The 24981-nt window shown below is 49.8% G+C and carries 16 protein-coding genes and 1 riboswitch; of the genes, 7 read left to right on the forward strand and 9 right to left on the reverse strand.

Annotated features, from left to right (window positions below):
- Window positions 1–24: 24 nt before the first annotated feature.
- The 5 genes from ACYVJM_RS15515 to ACYVJM_RS15535 all read right to left on the reverse strand — a co-directional run bounded on the left by ACYVJM_RS15515 (window position 25) and on the right by ACYVJM_RS15535 (window position 12416).
- Window positions 25–3168, reverse strand: a complete 3144-nt coding sequence (locus ACYVJM_RS15515; protein WP_461149142.1) for a SusC/RagA family TonB-linked outer membrane protein — start codon at window positions 3166–3168, stop codon at window positions 25–27.
- A gap of 701 nt (window positions 3169–3869) precedes the next feature.
- Window positions 3870–4382, reverse strand: a complete 513-nt coding sequence (locus ACYVJM_RS15520; RefSeq protein ID WP_461149143.1) for a hypothetical protein — start codon at window positions 4380–4382, stop codon at window positions 3870–3872.
- 20 nt (window positions 4383–4402) lie between these two features.
- Window positions 4403–5872 carry a SusD/RagB family nutrient-binding outer membrane lipoprotein gene (locus ACYVJM_RS15525; RefSeq protein WP_461149144.1) on the reverse strand — a complete coding sequence of 490 codons (1470 nt, stop codon included), beginning with the start codon at window positions 5870–5872 and terminating at the stop codon, window positions 4403–4405.
- Window positions 5873–5885: 13 nt separating this feature from the next.
- Entirely contained in the window at window positions 5886–9080 is a 3195-nt protein-coding gene (locus tag ACYVJM_RS15530; RefSeq protein ID WP_461149145.1) for a SusC/RagA family TonB-linked outer membrane protein, read from the reverse strand.
- Window positions 9081–9284: 204 nt separating this feature from the next.
- Window positions 9285–12416, reverse strand: a complete 3132-nt coding sequence (locus tag ACYVJM_RS15535) for a PAS domain-containing protein (protein ID WP_461149146.1) — start codon at window positions 12414–12416, stop codon at window positions 9285–9287.
- Between the two features lie 589 nt (window positions 12417–13005).
- Here ACYVJM_RS15535 and ACYVJM_RS15540 point away from each other — a divergent pair.
- Window positions 13006–14358 carry an amidohydrolase gene (locus ACYVJM_RS15540; RefSeq protein WP_461149147.1) on the forward strand — a complete coding sequence of 451 codons (1353 nt, stop codon included), beginning with the start codon at window positions 13006–13008 and terminating at the stop codon, window positions 14356–14358.
- A gap of 47 nt (window positions 14359–14405) precedes the next feature.
- Here the strand turns inward: ACYVJM_RS15540 and ACYVJM_RS15545 are convergent, their stop codons facing one another.
- The 3 genes from ACYVJM_RS15545 to ACYVJM_RS15555 form a co-directional block, all read right to left on the reverse strand.
- On the reverse strand, window positions 14406–15197 hold the full coding sequence (locus ACYVJM_RS15545; RefSeq protein WP_461149148.1) for an SDR family oxidoreductase: 792 nt from the start codon (window positions 15195–15197) through the stop codon (window positions 14406–14408).
- 6 nt (window positions 15198–15203) lie between these two features.
- The gene (locus ACYVJM_RS15550; protein ID WP_461149149.1) at window positions 15204–16115 is read right to left on the reverse strand and encodes a S66 peptidase family protein; all 912 of its coding nucleotides are present in this window, start codon (window positions 16113–16115) and stop codon (window positions 15204–15206) included.
- Window positions 16116–16180: 65 nt separating this feature from the next.
- Entirely contained in the window at window positions 16181–17173 is a 993-nt protein-coding gene (locus ACYVJM_RS15555) for an ion channel (protein WP_461149150.1), read from the reverse strand.
- Window positions 17174–17284: 111 nt separating this feature from the next.
- Between ACYVJM_RS15555 and ACYVJM_RS15560 the strand changes: the two genes are divergently transcribed.
- The 5 genes from ACYVJM_RS15560 to ACYVJM_RS15580 all read left to right on the forward strand — a co-directional run bounded on the left by ACYVJM_RS15560 (window position 17285) and on the right by ACYVJM_RS15580 (window position 22790).
- Window positions 17285–18886, forward strand: a complete 1602-nt coding sequence (locus ACYVJM_RS15560; protein WP_461149151.1) for a Na+/H+ antiporter — start codon at window positions 17285–17287, stop codon at window positions 18884–18886.
- A gap of 186 nt (window positions 18887–19072) precedes the next feature.
- Complete coding sequence (locus ACYVJM_RS15565; RefSeq protein WP_461149152.1) at window positions 19073–20086, forward strand: glycosyltransferase family 2 protein; 1014 nt, start codon at window positions 19073–19075, stop codon at window positions 20084–20086.
- The gene (locus ACYVJM_RS15570) at window positions 20023–20826 is read left to right on the forward strand and encodes a polysaccharide deacetylase family protein (RefSeq protein WP_461149153.1); all 804 of its coding nucleotides are present in this window, start codon (window positions 20023–20025) and stop codon (window positions 20824–20826) included. Before ACYVJM_RS15565 ends, ACYVJM_RS15570 begins: the two co-directional genes overlap by 64 nt.
- A gap of 129 nt (window positions 20827–20955) precedes the next feature.
- Window positions 20956–22029 (forward strand): glycosyltransferase family 87 protein, encoded by a 1074-nt coding sequence (locus ACYVJM_RS15575; protein WP_461149154.1) that lies wholly within the window; start codon window positions 20956–20958, stop codon window positions 22027–22029.
- A 59-nt stretch (window positions 22030–22088) separates the two neighbouring features.
- Window positions 22089–22790 (forward strand): class I SAM-dependent methyltransferase, encoded by a 702-nt coding sequence (locus ACYVJM_RS15580; protein WP_461149155.1) that lies wholly within the window; start codon window positions 22089–22091, stop codon window positions 22788–22790.
- Window positions 22791–22827: 37 nt separating this feature from the next.
- Here the strand turns inward: ACYVJM_RS15580 and ACYVJM_RS15585 are convergent, their stop codons facing one another.
- Window positions 22828–23154 carry a DciA family protein gene (locus ACYVJM_RS15585; RefSeq protein ID WP_012924833.1) on the reverse strand — a complete coding sequence of 109 codons (327 nt, stop codon included), beginning with the start codon at window positions 23152–23154 and terminating at the stop codon, window positions 22828–22830.
- A gap of 187 nt (window positions 23155–23341) precedes the next feature.
- Window positions 23342–23445, forward strand: a riboswitch (SAM riboswitch).
- A 219-nt stretch (window positions 23446–23664) separates the two neighbouring features.
- Between ACYVJM_RS15585 and ACYVJM_RS15590 the strand changes: the two genes are divergently transcribed.
- Entirely contained in the window at window positions 23665–24978 is a 1314-nt protein-coding gene (locus ACYVJM_RS15590; RefSeq protein WP_461149156.1) for an O-acetylhomoserine aminocarboxypropyltransferase/cysteine synthase family protein, read from the forward strand.
- The last annotated feature ends 3 nt before the right edge of the window (window positions 24979–24981 follow it).

A 24981-nucleotide genomic window follows, 5' to 3' on the forward strand; every position in this document is an offset into this window, starting at 1 on the left:
GAGTAATTCGAATGAATAGAGTGATTAGAACGTGAGCCGAATGTTACCGCCGAAGTTCCGTGTGTTTGGCGGTCCGTTCAGGTCAAGGCCCTGAATATTACCCGCTCCCTGGGTGTTGACCTCTGGATCGGCCGGGAAGTTGGGTGCGTAGAAAAACAGGTTACGACCGCTCACACCCACCGAAATGGTGCCAAATGGCGTTTTACCCAGCAACGTTTTCGGCAGCGTGTAGTTTAGCGCTACCTCGCGCAGACGATATACCGTTGCATCGTAAACCGCGGCTTCCGAAGCCAGGCCACCCAACGCACTCCAGTAGGTTTGTGCCGGTAGCTGGATGTTGTTCGGCCGGAAGGTGCCATCCGTATTCTGAATCACGCCGGGCAGGATACGCGGCTGATCGCGGTCGATACCCGTTACGTACATCGAGCCATTCTGGCGTGCATCAACAGCGTTGAACGAGAAAATCTGACCACCCTGGCGGGTATCGACCAGTACCGACAACGCCACGCCTTTGTAAGAGAACGTGTTGGTCAAGCCGGCAATGTAATTAGGCTGCGGATTCGATATAACCGAGTTGGCGATACCTGGCGCAAACTGCCCGTTGGTTCCATTGATAATATACTGACCGCCAAATTGACCCGTTGCATCGTAGTATAAACCGTTCGGGTCGGTAGTCTGAGCGCGGGCGTTGGCCGTACTGACAATCACGCCGTAGGGAGACCCTTCGTAGATAGACGGAGCGATACCAATGAAGGAGTTACCCGATATGTTCGACGACTTAACCCCGGGAGCAATGGAAACAACCTTGTTCCGGATCAGGGTATAGTTCAGGGTAGCGTCCCATTTAAAACCACCCACGCGTACCGGCGTTGCATTCAGGATCAATTCAACACCCTGGTTCTGCAACTCGCCAACGTTGGTTGTTCGGGTATCGAAGCCCGATGAGTTGGATACGGCTACATTGAAAATCTGCTGGGTACTCTTTGAGTTGAAGTACGTAGCGTCGATGCTCAGGCGGTTTTTGAAGAAACCGAGGTTAACCCCAAATTCGTACGAGGTTACAAACTCAGGCTTGAGGTTGTTGTTACCAATCCGGGTATCAATACTGAAGCCGGGCGTGTTGTTCGGCGCCAGTGGGTAAACGATGTTGGCAACGTTATTACCATAGCCCGTCTTGGTATAAACGGTGTTCAACTGATACGGGTCTGCATCGCGGCCAACTTTAGCAATGCTGGCGCGCACTTTCGCGTAGGAAAGCACGTCGGAGTTGATCTTGAAGGCATCTGTTGGCACGAAACTAACCGATGCACCCGGATAGAAATAGGTGTTGTTGGCTTTCGGCAGGGTAGACGACTGGTCGGCACGGCCGGATAATTCCAGGAAGAGGTAGTTGTTATAATTCAACGACAGCTGTCCATAATAACCGACCAGACGACGCAGCGTCGAGCTTTCGAACGTACCCGTGAACACCGTACCGCTGTTGATGTTATAAAAACCGGGCAGCGTCAGGGAGGTAGCATCAGCCGCCGACTCCTGGGTTTTCCGCTGGTTGATGTTATTGCCTAAGAGCAGGTTCGCGTTAAGGCCTTCCATAAACAGGTTGTCTTTACGGGCCGTGATCAGCAGGTCACCGTTCAGTTCATTCCGGAAGAAGTTATCTTGCTGAACCTGTCCCGCCGGGGCACGACCCGAGCCAATTGGCAGGATCAGCTTACGCCGGTCGGTGTAGGTATCGCCCGTTACCCGATAAGCAACGTTCAGCCAGCTGGCTACGTCATAGCTTAACTGGAAATTACCAAAGAAGCGGTCAACCTGGCTGTCAAGACGTTCGTTATTAACACTCCATTGCGGATTGTTCGTTGATGGGGTGAAGTAAATACTTCTACCGTCAAGGCCCTGGTAGGGTTCGTTGGCCAGGTCATAACTCCGTGGAATACGGGTAATCTGCCCAAACGCACTGGCGCCGTTACCACCCGGCACCGCACGCGATACCGTCTGGACATACGTGCCTGTACCGCTTACCTTCAGGCCGTTTTTTAGTTTCGACTCACCGCCCAACTGAACGTTTGTCCGGTTGAACTTCGTGTTCTGAACGATACCATTCTGGAGGGTATTACCAATGGCAATGATGTAGTTGCGGGTAGCATCGCCCGAGGCAATGTTAACCGAGTTTTGCAGAATACTACCCTGGCGGTAGAAGTCGCGGACGTTGTTCGGGTACGCCTGGTAGGGCACTACCTGATTCTGTGTGTTGGTAACCGATGTGGGTCCACCTACAAACGGTGGCCCCCAGGAGTTGTTCGACGTGGGCGTGAACAAGTTGTTGGCACCCTGACCGTAGTCGTTCTGAAATTTCGGAATGCCATACACGTTCTGTACGTTATACGACGAATTGACGGTCACTTCCGTTTTGTTATTCTGGTTACGGCCCGACTTCGTGGTGATGACAATAGCACCCGCCGATGCCCGTGAACCGTACAGAACGGCAGCCGCCGGTCCTTTCAGTACGTTTACCGACTCAATGCTTTCCGGGTTGATGTCGGCAAGGCGGTTAGAAGGCTGCGTACCAAACAGCGTGTTTTGTGTAAGGTTTACGTCGTTGCTGAAGATGATTCCATCCACAACGATCAGGGGCTGATTACTACCATTGAAGGACGTAATACCCCGAATGTTGATGTTTGTTGATGCCCCTGGTACGCCACTTGAACCGGAGATGTTTACGCCTGCAACTTTACCCTGTAAGGCGTTGAGCAGATTAGGTTCTGAGCGCTGCGCCAGAATATTGCCACCTACTTCCTGCGTTGCATAGCCCAATGACCGCTTGTCTCGCTCGATACCCTGAGCCGTTACAACGATCTCATCAAGGCTTTGCGAACCCGCTACCAGCGTAACGTTGATGGTCGTTTTGTTGCCAACCGCAATTTCCTGACCGGTATAGCCAATAAAGCTGAACACGAGTCGCGCATTGGCTGGCACGCTGATTCGGTAGTTTCCGTCGGCGTCGGTAATGGCACCACGGGTCGTTCCTTTTACCTGTACGCTCACACCGGGTAGGGTGGAGCCGTCGTCTGATGAAGTGACGCGGCCACTCACGGCAATATCCTGCGCCAGTACCGGCAAACAGAATAGCAGAGAAAGCAGCCAGCTTCCCAATAAAATTTTCTGCATAAGAAAGAATAAGTTAAAACATACGGTCTAACCCCAAAAATGGGGATACAAAGTTAACCTATAGAACCTGAAATTTTTATATCACAATGAAAGGTTTTTTGTAATATTCTAATGGTGCAAATAGTCTAGTAATTGATAGAGTAAAAAAACAGGCTTTCCCTTAGGTAGCTCACCAAATCTTACTTTAAAGTGCCCGGGTTTACTTCGTTTAGTTAGGTTGCACAGAAATGAGAAGGGTCAATATTAATGTCAGGTCCGTAAATCTGTTCAGTAGATCTTTCTTCTCTGAAGTGTATTATTTAAGTGTATAAAAGCCTGGTAGATAGTGATTTAAACTAACTCTGACTAGTGGTTTGTGGTCAGGATCTATTGGCTATTTTATTATTTAAGTAATCAGTTTTTGCGTATAATTACTTGGTATGATGCTACGTTAAATATCAAATGCTACTTATAAAAAGGAGCAAATATGCCTAATATAATTTCCTATAACTGCCTAAAATTAATGGTTAATATTGAATTTATTATTCAGGGTTAGTATTTATGTAGTTGTTAATAATTGTATAATTTCAGGAATTACTTAATCGGTTTATGGCGGTGTAAGTAGTCTTTTGGCCGCATGTTGTCTGGCGTGCTAAAGAGAATTTATACTAAAAAAGCACCGGCCATGTAGCCGGTGCTTTTCAGGAAAAATTAATCAAGTATCAGGCACGAACCCGAACCCGGTATTCCATGGGAACGACCGTTGTGTTATCGTCCAGCGTAACCAGGAAGAAAAACTGCATATCACTATACGTTACAATACCACCTGTGGTCGTACTGGGCATGGCTGCCAGCTTTCGGAAGGCCAGATAGTTTGCAATGGTTGTTGTAAACGTAGCCGTTTTGCCGCTCACCGAAATCTTCGATGCCAGTGTATTCGCAGCTGTTTTAAACGAACTCTGGTTTAAGCTGGCGTTGATGGTCGAGGCACCTACCTGAGTTATTTCCTTAAACGACCGGGGACTGGCGTCGGGAAGTGTCATTGTAATGCTAATGTTGCCCCCGCCTGCAATGGATGTTTCACCAATCGGTATACGCTCGAAGTATTTGTAATTGGTAAATGTGATCGCATTGTCGGTTGCCTGGGCATCGCGGATTGAAACGATGTCATCTTTCGTACAGGCCGCTGTAACTAGCAATAGGAGAAAGCTGGCTATATAACTTAGTTTTTTCATGGTCTTTGTCGTAAAATGAGTTAATCAATATCCCACCATAACCGCTCATCCATCCGCGGACCAGGATTTGGCACGTTCGGATTGCGTTGCTGTTCGTTCGACGTGTACGGCAAACGGACCGGAATAACCCCCGGATTGTCGCCCTGTGCGTTGAGGGGTAAAGCGAGCTTTGGATAGCCGGTACGACGGATGTCATTCCAGGATTCGATGCCCATGCCAATGTTGGCGATCCACTTCTGGGTCAGAATCTGACGGAGTCGATTTTGGGTATCGCCGGATAGCGTCACAATTTGTGGGTTCTTTGTGAAGTAGTCATTAACATCGGCTGTTGCCACGCCTGCTTTCAGCATGGAGGCTCTGATCCCTTCCTGATATAAAGCTTGTGCATCACCGGCTACGCCCAGCGTAACGACCGCTTCGGCAAGAAGAAACGCCCGGTTAAAGTTGGTGATAACACGGGTGGGTGCCTCGCCACTCGTACCAATGAGGTAAACACCATAGCGCGATCGGTTGGCCACAACGCTGGGGGCGGCTGTGGTAGCCCCGTTATTGAATCCTACGTATCGGTTGGTGTTGGCTGCCAGCGTAAAGAAACGGCTGATGCGCGGATCATTATAGGCCGTTAGCGTATCCAGAAACCGCTGACTGGCCATCAGGTCGCCCGTCCGGTTAACGTAGTTGAATGAGTAGAGGGCATTCTGCTTCCCGTTATCCGTTCCAAATGCTACCTGAAAGTCCAGTGCGTTGTCATTGATCAATCCGGCGGGCGAAGCCAGGATTTCTGTAATGATCTGTTTGGCCTGAGCAGGTGCTTTGCGGCTCATTTGTACGGCAAGGCGCAGCATAAGTGTATTGCCAAGCCGCTTCCATCTCGACAGGTTGCCCTGGTAGGCTACATCGTCGGCACCGGGCAAAACCCCCGTGTTGGGTTTGTCCAGATCAGCCATACCTTCTTTAACGAGGTCGAACAGGCTTTGGATCTTTTTCTCCGAACTGCCGAGGTAAATATCCTGCTGGGCATCTACCCGGGGTGTCAGATTGGTTAAGCCCTGCAGCGCTTCGGAATAAGGTACATCACCCCAAACATCCGTAGCAATACTAAATCCGTACGCTTTCAGAATTTTAGCCATGCCGGCATAAGCGGGAGTCGTTTGCTGGGTTTGCTCAATGAGCCGCTGGGCGTTGGTGAGCATACCGGCGTAAATTTCTCCGTTCCACTGGTTATCGGAGGCACCGCGCAGGTTGAACACATCATAGGCGGCTACCTGGTTGGCAACCCCGGCCATGTGCTGCGTGAGTACCTCATTAATGCGGTTCAGATCGTTGGTAGAGGTGAGAGCCGCATCGTATTCAACCGTTGTCAGCAGTACCGAAGCAGGCACTACCGTTGGGTTGTTAGGCGTTGTATTGATATCGAAGAAGCTTTCGCGACAGCTGGCCATTACCGTTAGCAGCGACATCGCGATAAGCGCTTTATGAGTTGTTTTCATGAAGTGACAATGATTAGAAAGTAAATCTCAGATTCACGCCGTAGTTACGGGTATTGGGTGCGCTTTGTAATTCCAGACCACGAATGTTGCCTGCTCCCTGTGTATTTACTTCAGGGTCGATGGGCGAGCCGGGAGCGAAATACCACAAGTTACGGCCAACGACCGAGACAGATATTCCGCCAAACGGGGTCTTGCTGATCAGCGATGCGGGCAGGTCGTATCCCAACGTTGCTTCGCGCAGGCTGTAGCGCGTGGCACTGAACACGTTCAGGTCACTCTGCAAACCAAAAGCACGCCAGTAACTTTGTGCATCCACCTGGATGTTGTTCGGTATATACGACTTAGTGCCGTCGGCGTTGCTGATCTCAAATACACCCGGAATGATACGAGGGGCCTGCCGATTGACGCCCGTTACATCCAGCGTACCATTTGATTTATACGAGCCAGACGAGAACTCCACCAATTGTCCGCCCTGCTGGGTATCAAACAGGAAGCCCAGTGCAAGACCTTTGTACTTGAAAGTATTCTGAATGCTGCCGATCCAGAGTGGGGTCGGGTTGGAAATATTCTGGTTAGACACTTCCGGATTCCACAAGCCTGTGTTAGGGTTGATGATCCATTGACCGTCGGGATTTGTCGGTTTTTTGTTGCCCAGAATTACACCGTAAGGCTGGCCTTTTACGATGGAGGGAATGGAGCCGGTGAAAGCGCTTCCCGGAATGGAGAAGCTTTCGACACCCGGTGCAATGTCGACAACTTCGTTTACGTTGCGGGTGTAGTTTACGGTTACATCCCAGCGGAAATTTTTAACCCGAATCGGGGTTACCGTCAATAAGGCTTCGATACCCTTATTGGTCATTTTACCCACGTTCGTAGTCCGCGTTGTGTAGCCGGTCGAGGCTGCCATACCTACGTTTACGATCATGTCTGTACTGACCGAGTTATAGTAGGTAAGATCAATGCTAAAACGGTTATCAAACAGCCCGAGGTTCAATCCGCCTTCGTAGGAGGTCGTAAATTCAGGTTTCAGGTTATCGCCGGGTCCAATCCGGTTGCTGATCGAGAACGCGTTCTGACCGTTGATCGGGAAGGTGATGTTCGATACGTTGTTACCCCGGCTCGTGGTCACGTAAACCGACTGTAGCTGATAGGGGTCTGCATCTTTACCCACCGTGGCGGCACTACCCCGCACTTTGAGGTAGGAGAGGGTTGATGATTTGATTGGAAAGATATCCGAAAGAATCACGTTTGCCGATACGGCCGGATAAAAATAGGTATTGTTGCTGAGCGGTAAAGTCGACGATTTGTCGAAACGGCCCGTCAACTCCAGGAAGGCATAATTCCGGAACGAGAAGCTAGCCTGTCCGTAATACCCGGCCAGTCGACGCAGTGTGTTGCTTTCTCCCGTATTGTTTGAGAAAACCGTGGCATTGCTCAGGTTGTAGAAGTTGGGCAACGTCAGGTTTTGGCCGTTGGCTGTCACGTTCTGTGATTTGCGCTGGTTGACGTTGAACCCTAACCGGCCTTCAAGGTTAAGTCCCGGCAGGATATCGTTTTTCTGTCCTGTCAGAATCAGGTCGCTGTTCAGCTCCTGCCAGTAATAGATATCTTCGCCAACGCCACCCACCAGCAAACGGGCCGCACTAGGTGCAAAAATCTGCTTACGGCGGTCCGTATACGTATCGATACCAGCCCGGTAGAATAAATTGATGCCTTTAACCAGATCAACACCAATATTAATGTTGCCAATCAGACGATCGACGTTACTGGTTGTCCGGTTGTTTTCCAGTCCCCAGATTGGGTTTTCGTTCGAACCGGGTGTGCCTGCAAATACACTACGCCCATTAGCATCCTGAAAAGGAAGGTTTGGCAGGTCATAGCTGCGGGGTACGGCTACCAACTGTCCGAAGGCACTGCCGCCGTTACCTGTCAGGGAGTTGCTCTGGCCTGTATTGCTGTAATTGATCGATGCGCCAACGTGAAATTTGTTCGACAGTACTGTGTTGCCCCCAAAACTTACGTTGGTCCGGTTAAATTTCGAGTTCCGCACAATACCTTCCTGAGCGGTATTGGCTACCGAAAAGTTATAGTTACTGGTGCCGCTTGCTCCCCCAATGTTAACGGAGTTCGATAGAATCCGGCCCTGGTTGAAGAAGTTCCTGATGTTATCCGGATAAGCCCGGTAATTCGCATAGGCTTTGTAAGCCGGTAAGACGCCCCCCGGAAACAGCGCCGTCGAATCCAACTGACTTGGTGTCGTGGCGTTCCGGGTGAAAAAACCATTCTCCAGCCACGCTGGAGAACCATACGCAGGTCCCCATGAGGCTACACTATTGCTTTGGAAAATATTATTCAATCCCTGGCCGTAGTCGTTCTGAAAGTTCGGTAAGCCATATACGTTCTGAACGGTAAGCCCGGAGTTAACCGTAATTTCCGTTTTCTTCTTGGCATTCTTACCCGACTTTGTCGTAATCACGATAACGCCCGAAGCGGCTCGTGAACCATACAGTGCAGCCGCAGCAGGCCCCTTCAGCACGTTCAGCGACTCAATGTTTTCCGGGGCAATGTCCAGTGCCCGGTTTGAGGATTGTGGACCACCCAGTGTCCCATTCGGACCAAGGTTGGTTCGGTCTACACTGTTACTGATGGGAATACCATCGACTACGAAAAGTGGCTGATTGTTTCCGGTAAATGACTGAATACCCCGGATGTTGATGTTGGTTGAGGCACCGGCTTCCCCACTGGCTCCCGTTATCTGAACCCCCGATACTTTCCCCTGTAAGGCATTTAACACGTTAGGCTCACCCCGCTGCGAAATACGGTCGCCATTTACCTGCTGGGTGGCGTAGGACAAGGATCGCGTATCACGTTCAATGCCCAATGCTGTTACAACGACTTCACCAAGGTTGGTGGCATCGGCCTGCAAGACAACATTCAAGGCTGTCCGGTTGCCAACAGGGAGCTCCTGACTTTTATAGCCGATATAACTGAAAACTAATCGGCCATTTGCCGGTACGGTTACCCGGTAATTGCCCTGGGCATCCGTTGTTGCCCCGCGGCTAAGCCCTTTTACCTGCACACTCACACCGGGGAGTGTGGTGCCATCGTCTGATGAAGTGACACGGCCGCTTACTACTACCTCCTGCGCCATTGCAGTAAAATAAGATAATAGCAAGAGAAGCCAACTTCCTGATAGAAGTTTTCTCATGATAGTTTTGTAGATGAATTAGTTATAAGTAAACATTACTAGGTGCTAAAAGGAATTTATTATTTATAAAGTTCAAGAGTTTATGTGTAAATACATATTAACGTTAATTTATATGTATATACACATAAAATTGACTATTTCTACTATTATGCCCTATTTAAGTAATTATGTATATGTATTATATAGGAAGGTGATAGTGAGCCACTAGGCAGCTCGCTGTTGATAAAGCCGGAGCGTGATTGTAAACGTAGTACCAACGCCCTCTGTACTATCTACTTCAAGGAGGCCCTGTTGTAAGTTGATGTATTCCTGACAAATTGCTAAACCAAGACCGGTTCCTTTTACGTGACTCACATTGCCGGCTCTGAAAAACTTTCGGAACAGATGGGGCAAATCTTTTTTAGGGATGCCCAGGCCCTGGTCGCAGACAGTTATCGTAACGACCTGCTGAGCAAAACGGACGCCCAGCCTGGGGTTTTTAGCCGAAAACTTAAAGGCGTTGGATAGCAGATTCATGAACACATGCGTCATCAGCTTTCGATCGATGCGCACGGGTACCACATGGCCGGTTACCTCAAACTCTACAGATCGCTTGTCTTCACGACTGGCAAAATTTAACGAAATTACTTCCTCGATCAGCGCGACTATATCCGTTGACTCTAGCTGCGCCTTAACGTTGCCTTCTTCAATTTTACTAATGGTCAGTGTATCAGCAATCAATTCATCTAAAGCCATCACCTGCTTCGAAATCGTATCCGAATGCTTATTGATCAGCGGGGTAACCGAATACGGTTGGTGTTGATTGGCGTAATACCTGACTAATTCAATACTGGAGATAATAGACGCCAGCGGGGTCCGAAACTCATGCGAAGCTGTAGCAATGAACTGTGATTTCAAGGCATTTAAGGTCCGTTCCTTTCTTAGTGTTTCTTCCAGAATCTGCTCTTTTTCCATAGCCATTGTGATATCGGTAGCAACGCCGATACGGCGGGTAGGGATGCCTTCCTCGTTGTTTATGGTAAACCGGCGGGCACTAAGCCAGCGAATACTGCCATTGCGGTGGTAAACCCTGAATTGGAGGATATTATCTGTATTGGGTTCGTTAAAGGCCGCAAATAGAGCAGCCCGATCCTCTTCCACAACCATTTTTGTGAATGAAAGCGTGTCTGCATACAGTTCTTCTGCAGACACACCACTTAGTTTTTCATAGGCTGGGTTAACGTACAAAAATCTGAATTCCCTGATATCTGTTATCCAGAAAATCTGATCTACATTTTCGGCAATTTGCCGGAATCGCTGCTCACTTTCCTGGAGCGCCTGCTCGGCCTTTTTTCGTTCTGTGATGTCGGTCAGGGTACCGGTAGTGCCGGTTACTTCGTTCTGCTCATTGACGGTTATCTGCACAAACACGTCTACCCAGCGATAGCCGCCCTTTTTATGAATGCAACGAACTACATGCCTGCTGTTGGGTTGTTGCCGGGTAATGAGCGGCTCAAAGAGGGCATAAGTTCGGGCCTTATCTTCGGGCAGTAGATAATCAAGGAATATATTTCCTATCGATTCCTCTCTGCTAAAACCGGTAATCTCCTGCCAGGCCGGGTTCAGATAAGTCCAGATTCCCTCCGTATCCGTCTGAAAGACGACCTCCTTCATGGTATTAACTAACGTCCGATACCGACGTTCGCTTTCCTGAAGGGCATACTGCGATTGCCGCTGCGTTGTTCGATCCACAACTACCCCAACCATGCGCTGAACAGAATCGCAGTCATTATGAAGACGAAGACCGTCTACCACCAGAAAATGAATTGCCTTTGTGATGGGTAGAATAATACGGAATTCGAGATTAAACCGTTTCTTACCCCGTTTAACCTCCTCGATACACGCTTGCACATGGGCTAGATCGTCGGGGTGTATGAAGAGTATTGCTTCATTGATCCGTCGGAAACAAGGTTGATCAGGCAGATTGAAGTATGTATAAAAATCAGCTCCCAGTTCAAGCTCATCGGTAAGCAAGTTCCACTCCCATATGCCCAGTTTCCCCGCTTTTATGGCTAATTCGTTCCGTTGTTGGGCATGCAGCAGGGCCTCTTCAATTTTCTTGAGATAGGTAATGTCTGTGGTAATATCCACAAAGCCTATTAACGCATTCCGTTCGTCATAAAGGCCGCTTACCGTCGAGAGAACCGGAATTCGCTTACCGTCTTTCGTCAGGAGAAGATTTTCCCTTCGTAAGAAATTGTGCTTGCGTACGTAAGCAGTCACTAAACGTTCACCTGTCAGCGAAGGATCATCTACACCGGACTTGAGCTGATTAAGCTGAATCTGGTGGGAAACAGGTTCACGCAGAGCGCCCGGCGTGACGTTGCCGATTAGTTCATCGGCCCGATAACCGGTCAGGGTCTCCAGAGCTGGATTGACCAGTTGAATGATGCCACGCGTATCTGTTGCCGCTATGGCCTGACCGGCATAGGTCAGGATGGCCCGCTGGAGTGCCGACAACTGCTGAACCTGGGCTGTACGTTCCGCTACCCGTTGCTCCAGTTGCAGATTGGTTTGCCGAAGTTCTTCTTCAATATCTTTAAGGTGGGTAACATCCTGGATACTCAACAGAACATCTGTGCCCACCGGAAGCAGCGAAAAATTGCCCCAGAAAGGGCCGGGCTCTAATTCATCGCGTAAATTAAAGTACTGAGCTTTGCCATTTTGAACCACATCAACCAGTCTGTTGAACACGCTGTTTTTTACCAGATGCGGAAACAAGTGCAACAGTGAATTACACAACATTTCGTCCTCCCTAAACCCGGTGAGGAGGCAATTTGAGGGATTACTGATGAGGTAGCGGAAGTCAATGACGCAGCCATTCTGGTAAACAGGCCGCAGGAGAGCTAATGCAATTGGGCTATTGTGAATAACCGTATGCAAAAGCTGATTGCTATCAATTATGGCGGGAGGCTGTGGTATGGCAGTCAAGCTTAGGGGCGCTGCCTGCTCCGGACTGCTCAGTTCCTGAAGATTCACTACGATCTGGTTCCCCAGTCGGTTTAGTGTCAGGGAAAAACGTCGGTTTCCGTTTGGCTGATCGTATTGACATTCCTGCGAAACACCCGTCTGGAAAACTGTGAGCACCTTTTGGGCAAACTCCGTTTCGGTAATAAAAGGAAGATGATTACCGATAAGTTGCCGGGTAAACTCAATGGGCGTTCTTCCCAGTAACTCCGCAAATCGGGTATTAACCAGTTGGTAGTAGAAGCTGATCGTCTTACCTCTGCGTTTTGGTTTCAGAAAAGCGACTCCCTGTAAAGAGCTATCAAACCATAGCTGTAATATTTTTTTCATGTCAATAGTAGCAAATCGAACCTGGCTAATAACAAATGATCATTATCCGGGCTCTTCCGGCACCTTGACTTAGTTTAAGACTAGATAAGAGCTTGTCAAGGAAGGAGAAAAGTGACTTAATAGTCTGCTCTTGTTCTTCACTGTAAAAAAACATATACAAACTTAGTAGTAAGTTGAGTTAGTTGATGTATATTATGAAAATATGAAAAATATAAATAGAATATAATTCACTTTTATTTCAAAATTATTTACTTTATATTTTTAAAGGTTACAATATTATACTGTTTGACGCACCTAATTACTACTCAGAAGGCTATTTAGTTTGTTGGAATTGGTAAAAGCGTCGCTCTATTATTCAGTGACGGTCTTTCTGCCAGCTTGCTATCACAAGGTTTCCTGTGTAAGTCCGCTGCTATTTTGATGAATGTTGGTAAGACGATGAAGCTTTTAAAGGGCGATAAGCTACTTTTGTTAGAAAAGTTAGAGGCAATAAAATAAGGTCAAGCCAGCCTAAGCCAGTATATACTATTGGCTTGCTTCTGAAATACCTATTTTCTTACTAGTAAAACCCTATAATAAACTAACTTCTATGAGTCATCATCAACTTGGTGGTCGCCTTTTACTCCTGGCAGGTCTGGCTGCCCAAACGGCATTTGGGCAAACGGGGGCGCTTACTACCCGGATGGATAAAACGGCCGAAAGTCTTGAAAAAAAGGTAGTGGCCTGGCGCCGGGATTTTCACCAGCACCCTGAGCTAGGCAATCGTGAGTTTCAAACAGCGGCCAAAATTGCCGCCCATCTGCAATCATTAGGCATGGAGGTTAAAACGGGCGTCGGTAAAACCGGAGTTGTCGGTTTACTGAAAGGCGGAAAACCAGGCCCCGTCGTTGCCCTGCGCGCCGATATGGATGGGCTCCCTGTTACGGAACGCGTCGATTTGCCGTTTAAATCAGAAGCGCGCACGGAGTACAATGGCCAGCAAACGGGTATTATGCACGCCTGCGGACACGATAGCCATGTGGCGATGCTCATGGGAGCCGCCGAAGTGCTGGCATCGGTTAAAAACGATTTACGCGGTACAGTTAAGTTTATTTTCCAACCCGCCGAAGAAGGTGCCCCGGTCGGAGAGGAAGGGGGCGCTTACCTGATGATTAAGGAAGGCGTTCTCGAAAACCCTAAAGTCGATGCCATTTTTGGTCTGCACATCAATTCACAGACCGAAGTGGGTACCATCAAGTACCGCCCCGGTGCAACCATGGCCGCTGTTGATGAGTATGCGATCAAAATTAAGGGAAAGCAAACCCACGGAGCCGCTCCCTGGTCGGGGGTAGACCCCATCGTAACGGCCGCTCAGGTTGTGATGGGTCTGCAAACGATTGTGAGCCGTAACGTTACCCTTACCGACAATGCCGCCGTGGTGACGGTTGGGGCGCTTCATAGCGGTATACGGCAAAATATTATCCCCGAAGAGGCCAACATGATCGGTACGATCCGGACGTTCAGCCCCGAAGCGCAGCAACTGGTGCATCGGCGTGTCAATGATATTGCAACCAATATTGCCGAGAGCGCCGGGGCTAAAGCCGACGTAAAAATCAACGTCATGTATCCGGTTACGTACAATGATCCCAAACTGACCGACCAGATGGCCCCAACCCTGGAAGCCCTGGCCGGTAAAAACAATGTTCGACTAACACCCGCCCAAACAGGTGCCGAAGACTTCTCGTTCTTTCAGCAAAAAGTACCGGGATTTTTCTACTTCCTCGGGGGCATGACCAAAGGCAAGAAAATTGAGGAGGCTGCTCCGCACCACACGCCTGACTTTCAGATTGACGAAGCTTGTTTTGTGCTGGGAATGAAATCACTCTGCCACCTAACGGTCGATTACATGGAACACGCCAGCAAAGGCGTGGCCGTTAAAGAACTCACCGCGAGTGGAAAATAGTGAAGTAATGGAGTGGGTGGAGTGGCGAGCTTACTTCATCCACTCCACTATTTCCTTACTATCCTGGACAGCAATCCGGGGAAGAACCGCTTGAGGTAAATACCATAAATTTCTTTACCGCCAATATATAATTCCTCTCGCCCGCGTAACACCGCTCGCAGCAGTCGCCGGGCAAATTCAGGGGCGGGCATGCCTTTTTCCTGATTCTCATCCATTTTGCCGTGCGGCTGGCCATTAGCTCCGAGAGCATGTACCGAAATAGGTGTACGTATATAGCCGGGGCAGACCAGAGTGACCCGCAGACCCGCTTCAGCTGTTTCGGCGCGGAGCGAATCGAAAAACCCATGCAGGGCATGTTTGCTGGCACAATAACCGGATCGTTGTTTAGTGGCCAGTTTACCCGCAACGCTGCTGGTTACCACAAAATGACCGCTGCCCTGTGTTAGCATGAGCGGTAAAACCGCCTTGGTAAGGGCAATCATCCCGAAGAAGTTGACTTCCATAATGCGCTTATACGACAGGAAGTCGGTATCAGCCACCGAACTCCGCTGTGTAATGCCGGCGTTCTGAAAAACGTAATCGATCCGGCCGAACCGTTGCTGGACAGCGTCTGCAGCCGGAGCCATATCGTCTGGATGGCTCATGTCCAAGGGTAAAATGAGCAGATCGGATGCCGGTAGTCCGGTTTGTTGGGCTACCCGTTCCAGTTCCTCTTGTCGCCGGGCCGACAGGATTAATTTAACGCCTTCATGCCGGGCTACTTCCAGCGCAATAGCTTCACCAATGCCTGAAGAGGCACCGGTAATCCAGACAACAGCCTCAGAAAAGGGGATAGGCATAATAGCTTACAGGCTAAAATTCAGGACGGCTGATTCGGGTTGAACGACCAACTCAACCAGTTTGCCAATGGGAAGGGCCAGGTTATAATCGACATGTCCGGCCGGGAAGTCGAACAGAACAGGGTAGTGGTGAGTCGCTACCGTATCGGCAATAATTTCATAAGCCCCTTTGCCAAACGGCAGGGACAGATTGCCACGCATGTCTGTAAACTGGCCTACCACCAGGCCTGCCAGCTCGGCCAGCCGCCCGGACCGCTGAAACTGCCTCATCATACGGTCGAGCGAGAAAAGCGTTTCATCAATATCTTCAATGAAGAGAATTTTGCCGGCGTAGTTCAGGTCGGTGGGGGTGCCGAACGAATTGGTGAGCATAGTTAGATTGCCGCCCACCAGCGTTCCCGTAGCCAGTCCCTGTCGGTTGAGCGGGTGCGCTGGTGTTTCATAATAGGCTGGGTACTTGCCGAATAGCCACTGCCGCACCGATTCCAGCGATTCGGCCCGGTTCGGGTCGCCAAATTGCCGGGGCATCAGGCCATGCAGGCTAACCAGATCCTGGTTGGCCAGTAAACTGAGCAGTACCGTAACATCACTAAAGCCAACCAGCCATTTTGGACTGGCCGTTAACCCCGATAGATCAAGGCCATCGGCAATACGATAGCATCCGTAGCCACCTCGTGCCGCAAAGATGGCCCGTACAGAGGGATTATCGAAAAGCTGTTGCAGGTCGTTCCGGCGCAGGTCGTCCGAACCGGCAAAAGGGCCGTCGATGGCCTGTAAACTAGCGCCTTCAATAACATTGAGTTGCCAGTCTTCACGCAGAATGCGAAGCCCTTCGGCTAACTCCTCATACGGAAACCAACTGGCTGGTGCAACAACACCGACGGTATCGCCGGGGGAAAGAAAAGGAGGTAAAATCACGTTACGGTAGTTGATTTATCGTTAATGGTATTGATTGAGGCATTCGGAGGGTAGTGAAACCGGGGTTAGTTCAGCGGAGCTTCCTGAACATCGTCCAGTTTATTTAAATCCAGTTTCACCGGCATCCCTTCTGTTCCATCGAACATGGGCCGGAACTTATAGCCCCAGAGTACTTCGTTGAAGCGGTACGAGAAGCGGGTATGTACACTCTGGACAAAGGTATCGTCGAGGGCTTGCAAAGAAATCAGAAATTCGGCGTCTGTACGCTCCAACTCTTCCGGTGTGCAGCCGTATAACGGACTTTTCTCGGTAATGGGATGAACAATTGTCCAGTTGGTGGGAAAGAACGCTACTTTGCTCCGTTCCAGACTCAGACCGTAGTATTTTCGATACAGGGATCCGTCTATATTGGGTTCCAGCCGCGATAGGGACACGCTCACCTCCAGGTTAACAAGCTGGTTGCTTCTGGTATTTATGATTCGGAACATCCAGCCGTTAACATCCAGATAAGGTGCTAAAACGGCTTGTTTAGAAAAGCGGATGTGGGCTACCGAGCGCGAGAAGCGCCCGTAAAGCAGACCCGTTGCCAGCGCAAACGCCAGCAGGCCAATCATCGATTCGAAGGCTGCGATAGAACTGGTCAGGAAACTGTCTGGCGCAATATGGCCATAACCCACTGTAGTGAGCGTTTGTGAACTGAAAAAGAAGCATTTCCAGAAAGGGCCATATAAGACTTTCTCGTTGGCTGCTTTTAACATATCAGGGCCAGCCAGCATGTAGATTCCAGCAAAGAAGGTATTGGCCGTAATGTAGAAGACTCCGAGCCAGCCCATGAACTGTAGCCAGCCCATGGTAATGAGACGATTATATATGTTCAGCCGGTCCCAAAGGGTGCCGTTGATACGAACGATATTGAACGTACCATCCTGATTAACAAGTCGGGAACGGGAATCTGTTAACTTGGTACCGAAACCAAGGTCGTCTCGTCGTACTTCCTGTTCAACTAAATTGCTCTCTTTTCCTGTTTGGTTGAAAAGGCGTTGGTTTGCCGTATTCATTCTCGTTTATTAGCCGGCGTTTGTGATGAAAGGGGCTGGTAAACAAAGTTATTGCAAATTTGCCCTGCTCTTCATCGCTCAACCTGAATAATTCCTTACTCCACTCACGATATGCACCCAATTGAAACGATTACCGGTTTACTGGGCATTACAACCTTACTGGCTGTTGTTGCCCGGCGTTTACGAATCTCCTATCCCATTCTGTTAGTGCTTACGGGTTTGATGATTGGCTGGATACCCGGCCTGCCCCCCGTCATTTTATCTCCCGATGTCGTTTTCCTTATTTTCCTGCCTCCATTGCTGTATGCTGCTGCCTGGCAAATCGATAATGTTGAATTGAAGTTATACAGTCGTTCGGTATCGTTTCTGGCCGTTGGGCTGGTGTTGTTTACATCGACGGTAGTGGCGCTGGTTTCCGTCATGTTTATTCCGGGCTTTTCACTGGCGCAGGGCTATCTGCTGGGAGCCATTATCGCGCCCCCCGATGCCGTGGCAGCATCGTCGGTAACTAAAGGGCTGAATATTCCGAAACGGATCACGACCGTGCTGGAAGGGGAGAGTCTGGTGAACGATGCCAGCAGCCTGATTATCTACCGGTACGGACTGGTGGCGATCCTGACCAGCCAGTTCGTTTTGTGGAAGGCGGGCCTTCAGTTCATCGGCATTGCGCTGGCCAGTGGTGCTCTTGGCCTGGTTATTGGCTGGGTAATGCTTCGGGTCCATAAGGCCATTAGCCGGGATACCGTGACCAACACGGCCGTAACGCTGCTCATCCCGTATGGCTCTTACCTGATTGCCGAGCAATTTCATCTTTCCGGCGTGCTCGTTGTCGTAACGGTGGGGCTGTTTATTTCGGCCCGTAGCGGGCAGGTATTTACGTATGAAAGCCGGTTACAGACAAACTCGGTGTGGGCGGTTATGGTCTTTCTGCTAAACGGCCTGGTTTTTATTCTGATTGGTTTGCAGTTACCGACCATTGTGTCCGAATTAAACGGGTACACCTTAACGCAGGCACTTAACTACGCGCTGCTCATCAGCGCTGTGGCCATTGTGTGTCGGATCATCTGGGTTTTTCCGGGGGCTTATCTGCCACGCTGGTTCAGTGCCCGCATTCGGAAGCGTGAAGTCAAGCCTCGCTGGCAGCAGGTAGCAGTAGTAAGCTGGGCGGGTATGCGGGGCGTTGTATCGCTGGCCGGTGCGCTGGCGTTACCCCTGACACTGCCTGATGGCGAGCCCTTTCCCGGGCGCGATTTAATCCTGTTCATTACGTTCGGGGTTATCTTTTGCACATTGGTATTTCAGGGGCTTACCCTCCCTGTGTTGATTGATGAACTGGGCGTGAGGGAAAAGATTGACGAGAAAAAAGAAGAACGCAAGCTAAGACAGAAGATGGCTTTACAGGCAATTACCCACTTGGAAGCCAACCACTCGGCAGGATCTGTGCATGACGATGTGCTGAGCTATGTAAAGAACACCTACGAATTGCGCATCAACGAATTGAACGGGATGCTTCGGGCAACCAATGTCTCTGAGCGCCCGGCCGACCTGTACCAGCAGGCCATCCGGCTTCAGCTGGAACTCCTGACAATCGAACGAACTGTACTGGGCGAGCAACGGAAAGACAGTCAGTTGGACGACGATATTCTGCGCAAAATAGAGCAGGAGTTAGATTTAGAAGCAGCCCGCCTTTCGCTGGTACAACCTGACAAATGAAAATATTAATATAATCTTATATTGGAAATGTGCTAGTATATAGGCCTTTAAGATTTTTGGCTGGAGTAGATATTTATTTAGCATTAAAATTATGTGTCTGCTCTTTAGGAATTAAGTATAAATACTTAATTTGGTCGGAAATTTAAGGGAATCTGCCCGTAACAGACCTTAGCGATAGTGAATAACATGAGATTTTATTCCGGTATGATTAGTCTTGTCGTACCCGCTTTCAACGAAGAAGAGAACTTATCCGTACTGGTGCATCGGCTGATGGGCGTTATGAACCAGTATGAATCCTACGAAATTCTGATTGTCGACGACGGCAGTTCGGACCAGACCCGACATGTCCTTCGGCAATTAAGTCAGGCTTATCCTGTGGTGCGGTTCATCTCCTTCTCGCGTAATTTTGGCCATCAAATGGCGCTGCGGGCGGGCTACGACAACGCGCATGGCGAAGCTGTTATTTGCCTTGATGCAGACCTGCAGCATCCGCCCGAATTGATCCCAACACTGATCGAGAAGTGGCGCGAGGGCTATGAAGTTGTCTACACCGTTCGACAGGCTGATCCTAAGCTATCGTGGTTCAAACGGACAACCTCGAAATATTTTTACCAGTTGCTGCGCAATGTCTCCAACTTGAAAATTGAGGACGGCGCAGCCGATTTCCGGCTCCTCGACCGGAAAGTGGTCGACACACTTAAGCAGTTTAAAGAAAACGACCTGTTTTTACGCGGGGCTATTTCGTGGGTGGGTTTCCGGCAATGCCGCATTCTCTACGAACCAGCCGCCCGCTATGCCGGTCGGTCGAAATATTCATTCCGGAAAATGCTTCAGCTGGCGGCTATGGGCATCACGTCCTTCTCCACACGTCCGCTTTATTTATCTGTTCTGCTTGGGTTCACGATGTTCCTGATGGCCGGGCTATTCGGCGCAGAGACATTGTATGAACATTTTTTTACAGATGCTACGGTTTCCGGCTGGACAACGCTGGTGTTGCTGATGGTGCTGATCGGGGGCGTACAGTTCATTATGATTGGGATCATCGGCGTATATTTGGGCAAAACGTTCGTGGAGGTGAAAGGCCGCCCCGCCTATATTATTGGCGATACGAGCGAGATTGAGGAAAGTGTAACGACATGGCAAGCCCCGGCAAAAGACAAGGATCAACTTCAGGAAATATTTTATTCACCGTTGACGTAGAAGAATTCGACACGGCTGTTGAGTTTGGTCATAACATTCCGCTTGACGAGCAGATAGCCGTGTCAACAAAAGGGTTGCGCTTGCTGGCCGAACGATTCGACGCGCTCGGTACACCTGCCACGCTGTTTACAACGGCCAACTATGCGCTTCACGAGCCTGACCTGATCAGGCAGCTTGCCAATAAGCATGAAATCGCTTCGCACGGCTATTTTCACACCACCTTCGAGCCCGCCGATCTGCTAACGTCCCGGCTGGCGCTCGAAGAGCTGCTTAACCGGCCGGTAACCGGATTCCGACGGGCTCGAATGGGCTTTGTTGATCCGGTCGATGTGCAGCAGGCAGGTTATCAGTACAACTCATCGTTACATCCAACCTGGCTGCCCGGCCGGTATAATCACTGGGGGGAGCCGCGTCATCCGTTTCAGGAAGCGGGCGTCTGGCAAATTCCGGCATCGGTTACCCCGACGCTTCGGTTGCCCCTGTTTTGGCTGAGCCTGAAAAATTTTCCCTTCGCCTATTACAAACAGTTGTGCCGCCAAACCCTGCGGACAGATGGGTTTCTAAACCTGTATGTTCATCCGTGGGAGTTCACAGACTTGGCGGGTTATGAAAAAATTCCCGGCTATGTGCGCCGGCACTCACGGGATGAACTCCTCGACCGGGTCGAAAATCTGCTTCATTATTTGAAACAACACGGCGATTTTAGAACAATGGGCGATTTTGTACAGCGTCTTCAGTAAGTTATTTTCCAGCGTGTTGGTTACCCTATGATGTCATTTTTTAGAAGGCCACTCTTTCGTGAAGACCGATTTATTTTTGGCATCTATGGGCTACTCGCCCTGTTTGTAAGCATACGAACGCTTATCAACATGGACTCGAATAACTATCGGATTTTCTATTATTCGCTTGCTCATCTGATCGACGGAAAGAATTTATACCTGCTCTATCCGGCCGAATACAGCGATCACTACCATTATGCACCCACCTTTGCGGCCTTGTTTGCGCCCATTTTTGCGATGCCTTTTTCGGTAGGGCTGTTCTTATGGCACCTTCTGTTCACCGCCGTCTGGGTGTATGCCATTTACCGAATGCCCCTTACCCATTCGCAGCAAGTAGTTGCCTATTGGTTCAGTATGCAGGAGCTGATCACTTCCCTGGTCAACAGCCAAACCAACCCGCTCATTGCCGCGCTGTCGCTGTTTGCCTTCATCAGTTTCGAAAAACGACAGCTGTTTTGGGCTGCCTTCTTTATTATTGTCGGCTTCAACATCAAAATTTACAGTCTGGTAGCGGCTGCTTTGTTCCTGCTGTATCCGCAAAAGCTTCGGTTTCTGGCCTACATGGTCTTATGGGGAATTGTGCTCGGTCTGCTTCCGCTCCTGTTCACCTCGCCCGATCAGCTGGTTTGGCAGTATGAGAATTGGGTTACCCAGCTTATGCTAAAATCCGACTACGACAAATGGGCCAATACATCCATTCATAAATTGGTCCATCTGACCATCTCGCCCGATGTCAGCACAAGTACAATCATTGGTGTGGGCGTGGCGCTGTTTTGCACGGTTTACCGGCGCGCTCAGCAGTTTGGCGAGCGATGGTTCAAAATGCTTTTGCTGGCTTCTATTCTGATTTTTCAGGTTATTTTCAACCCCGTTGCCGAATCACCTACGTATATAATCGCCGTAACGGGCGTTATGATCTGGTGGTTCTACTGCCCGCAAACGTGGCTGGATCGGGCGCTTTTGCTAAGCTGTCTGGTACTGACCGTTCTATCGCCGAGTGATATTTTTCCTCGCTTCCTGCGTCAGCAACTGGTAACGCCCTACGCATTGAAAGCCCTGCCCTGTGTCCTCATCTGGTTTCGGCTCCTTTACCTCATGCACACCCTGAAACCAATGCCGTCCACACCGGCAACAGTACCCATCCAGACCGCTTCTCAAGCCTGATCTCAACGCACAATCAATTCCTGACGAGTATTATTCAGCCTACCTTAACTACTTCTTGAATGGCCTTAACATGGCTTGATTTCTGGCAACAGGAAAATGAATTCGATGAGTCGATGTCAACGAATTTCAATTATTTTCTGGAGCGCGTCGAAACGCATATTCCTTTATCGAAAACACATCGGGTGTTGGACATCGGCTCCGGGCCGGGTAACCTGGAAGATGCCTGGCACCACCGCGTGACTGAAATACATGGTCTGGATATATCCAAACGATACAACGAAATAGCCCGCACCCGGCACGTTGACTCGCCTAATGTGTTCTTTCATGATCTTGATCCCAACGATTATCTGAATTTCAGCCCGGTCGTCCATCGGCAATTCGATGTTATCATTGTGATGAGCGTTGTGCAGTATTACCGGAATATCGGCGAAGTAGAAGCGCTTCTGCAACTGATCAAGCGCGTAGCGGCTCCGGGAGCCCGTGCCCTGGTATGCGATCTGATGGTGGGGGAGAGCTTTTTAAGCGACGTTTGGGGTATTATGAAACGGTCGCTTTTACAAGGACAATTGATCGCTACGCTGAAACTACTTGTTCGCCTTCGCTTCTCGAACTACCATAGTGTGCGGAAAGAAAACGGATTTCTGATAATACCCGAGGCCGAGTGGCTGGCCGTATGTGAGCGGGTAGGCTTGAAGGCACAGTTTATCAACGAACCGATTACCCTGCAACAGGAGCGCCGGAGCTTACTGATCACCTTCTGACAAAATTGTACCGTAACGAGGCTGAATGCGCCTTTTCCTAAATAAAGACGACGTCGTCAATGACGTCTGTACCCATGTCTTTATTGACTAACTGAATAAGTTTCTGCTTGGCGTTGACGAGCTCATTACGCAGGGGGGCCGACGCAATTTCAATGTAAAGTTTGCGGTCGCGAACGTAGAGACGGTTCGTACGGGATGCAATCGTTGGACCCATCATACGACCCCAGAATGCTTCAAGATAGGTTTCGTTGAAACGGGTCTGCAACTGGTAGGCTTTCAATAACTGCCCGATAGCATCTTTTAAAGACGTGACTCCGGCCACTCGGGTGGCATTTTCACGGTTGTAACGATACGTTTGATTCATGCGGCAGGTGTCTTGCCTGCAAAAGTAAAACAATGATTTGACTTAATAGACGGAGAAATTAGTTACCGTGCTAAAAAAAACAGGTTGAGCAGAAAAAAGCCGAGCTGTTTGGATTCGCACGGTTTGGCTAGTATACTTGCGGCATCAAGTCATTGCAACGCGTCATTTACCATTCTCGGCGCGCATTGATTTATAAAGAAGCGGGGAGAGATCAGGCTCTGTGAACCGCTGGCAACCTACCACATGGCAAGGTGCTAACTCCTGCCTAAATACATTTAGGAACTATAAATCGGTACTAATCATGCTCTACCTTCAGCAGTGTATGCCTCCGGCCAAGTGGCCTTTTCGGGCATAACAGATTTCCCCACTCTCCGCTACGAAAACCGGGATGGTTTGTCGTATGCACTTATTCGCCAGCTAGTTAAGGGTTACTGTTGTTGGAAACAACGCCAGCACTACCAGCGTCGACTACGAAATCCAGTGCAATAAAACCGTTAACCATTCATAAACATGTCACAACTTCATTTCGATACACTCCAGCTACACGCTGGCCAGGAGGTCGACCCCACCACCAATGCGCGGGCGGTCCCCATTTATCAAACCACATCCTTTGTATTCAATGACTCGGCTCATGGGGCCGATCTGTTTGCGCTGAAAGCGTTTGGGAACATCTATACCCGGATCATGAACCCAACGTCCGATGTGTTCGAGAAGCGCGTGGCGGCTCTTGAAGGGGGCGTGGCAGCACTGGCGGTATCGTCAGGGCAGGCAGCCCAGTTCATTGCGCTAAGCAACATCCTGAGCGCGGGCGATAACTTTGTGACCACGTCATTCCTCTACGGTGGAACCTACAACCAGTTTAAGGTTTCCTTCAAACGGCTCGGCATCGAAGCCCGCTTTGCCGATGGCGATAAACCTGAGTCGTTCGCTAAGCTGATCGACGAAAATACCAAAGCAATTTACCTTGAAACGATTGGTAATCCAGGCTTCAACATCCCAGATTTTGACGCCTTTGCAGCCCTCGCTCAGGAACACGATTTGCCCCTGATCGTCGATAATACCTTTGGTGCCGGTGGATACCTGTTCCGCCCACTCGAACACGGTGCAGCCGTGGTTGTGGAGTCGGCTACGAAATGGATTGGCGGACATGGCACGAGTATCGGCGGAGTCATTGTCGATGGGGGTACCTACAACTGGGGAAATGGCAAGTTTCCGCAGTTCAGCGAACCCTCGGAAGGCTACCACGGCATGGTGTTCAGCGATGTGTTCGGGGTGGGTGGGCCATTTGGCAACATTCAGTTCATTATTCGTGCCCGCGTAGAAGGCCTGCGCGATTACGGTCCGGCCATTAGCCCTTTCAACTCATTCCTGCTGTTGCAGGGACTGGAAACGCTCTCGCTGCGCGTTGATCGTACCGTGCAGAATGCCCTGGCACTGGCCCAGTGGCTGGAGCAGCATGAGCAGGTAGAAGCGGTGAACTATCCGGGTCTGGAAAGCAGCCCTTACCATGAGTTGGCCAAAAAGTACCTCAAGCGCGGATTCGGGGGCGTTTTTTCCTTCAAAGTAAAGGGCGGGAATGATGCTGCCAATGAGTTTGTCAACAGCCTGAAACTGGTGAGCCACCTCGCCAACGTTGGCGACTCCAAAACGCTGATTATCCACCCGGCGGCTACTACGCACCAGCAGCTGAGCGAACTGGAGCAGGCCAGCGCAGGTGTTGAAGTGGGTGTGCTCCGGGTTTCGGCGGGCATCGAACACATTGATGATATTAAAGCTGACTTCGAGCAGGCTTTCGCCCGGATTGCCGAATCGGTTTTAGCCTAGTGT

It is taken from the genome of Spirosoma pulveris, from assembly GCF_054781875.1.

Coding starts and splice junctions, on each gene's coding strand:
- ACYVJM_RS15545 (WP_461149148.1), bottom strand. CDS start 15,197: ATGCCTATCCCCTTTTCTGAGGCTGTTGTCTGGATTACCGGTGCCTCT.
- ACYVJM_RS15520 (WP_461149143.1), bottom strand. CDS start 4,382: ATGAAAAAACTAAGTTATATAGCCAGCTTTCTCCTATTGCTAGTTACA.
- ACYVJM_RS15570 (WP_461149153.1), top strand. CDS start 20,023: ATGGCAAGCCCCGGCAAAAGACAAGGATCAACTTCAGGAAATATTTTA.
- ACYVJM_RS15530 (WP_461149145.1), bottom strand. CDS start 9,080: ATGAGAAAACTTCTATCAGGAAGTTGGCTTCTCTTGCTATTATCTTAT.
- ACYVJM_RS15555 (WP_461149150.1), bottom strand. CDS start 17,173: ATGAATACGGCAAACCAACGCCTTTTCAACCAAACAGGAAAAGAGAGC.
- ACYVJM_RS15540 (WP_461149147.1), top strand. CDS start 13,006: ATGAGTCATCATCAACTTGGTGGTCGCCTTTTACTCCTGGCAGGTCTG.
- ACYVJM_RS15515 (WP_461149142.1), bottom strand. CDS start 3,168: ATGCAGAAAATTTTATTGGGAAGCTGGCTGCTTTCTCTGCTATTCTGT.
- ACYVJM_RS15525 (WP_461149144.1), bottom strand. CDS start 5,872: ATGAAAACAACTCATAAAGCGCTTATCGCGATGTCGCTGCTAACGGTA.
- ACYVJM_RS15535 (WP_461149146.1), bottom strand. CDS start 12,416: ATGAAAAAAATATTACAGCTATGGTTTGATAGCTCTTTACAGGGAGTC.
- ACYVJM_RS15580 (WP_461149155.1), top strand. CDS start 22,089: ATGGCCTTAACATGGCTTGATTTCTGGCAACAGGAAAATGAATTCGAT.
- ACYVJM_RS15560 (WP_461149151.1), top strand. CDS start 17,285: ATGCACCCAATTGAAACGATTACCGGTTTACTGGGCATTACAACCTTA.
- ACYVJM_RS15585 (WP_012924833.1), bottom strand. CDS start 23,154: ATGAATCAAACGTATCGTTACAACCGTGAAAATGCCACCCGAGTGGCC.
- ACYVJM_RS15575 (WP_461149154.1), top strand. CDS start 20,956: ATGGACTCGAATAACTATCGGATTTTCTATTATTCGCTTGCTCATCTG.
- ACYVJM_RS15565 (WP_461149152.1), top strand. CDS start 19,073: ATGAGATTTTATTCCGGTATGATTAGTCTTGTCGTACCCGCTTTCAAC.
- ACYVJM_RS15590 (WP_461149156.1), top strand. CDS start 23,665: ATGTCACAACTTCATTTCGATACACTCCAGCTACACGCTGGCCAGGAG.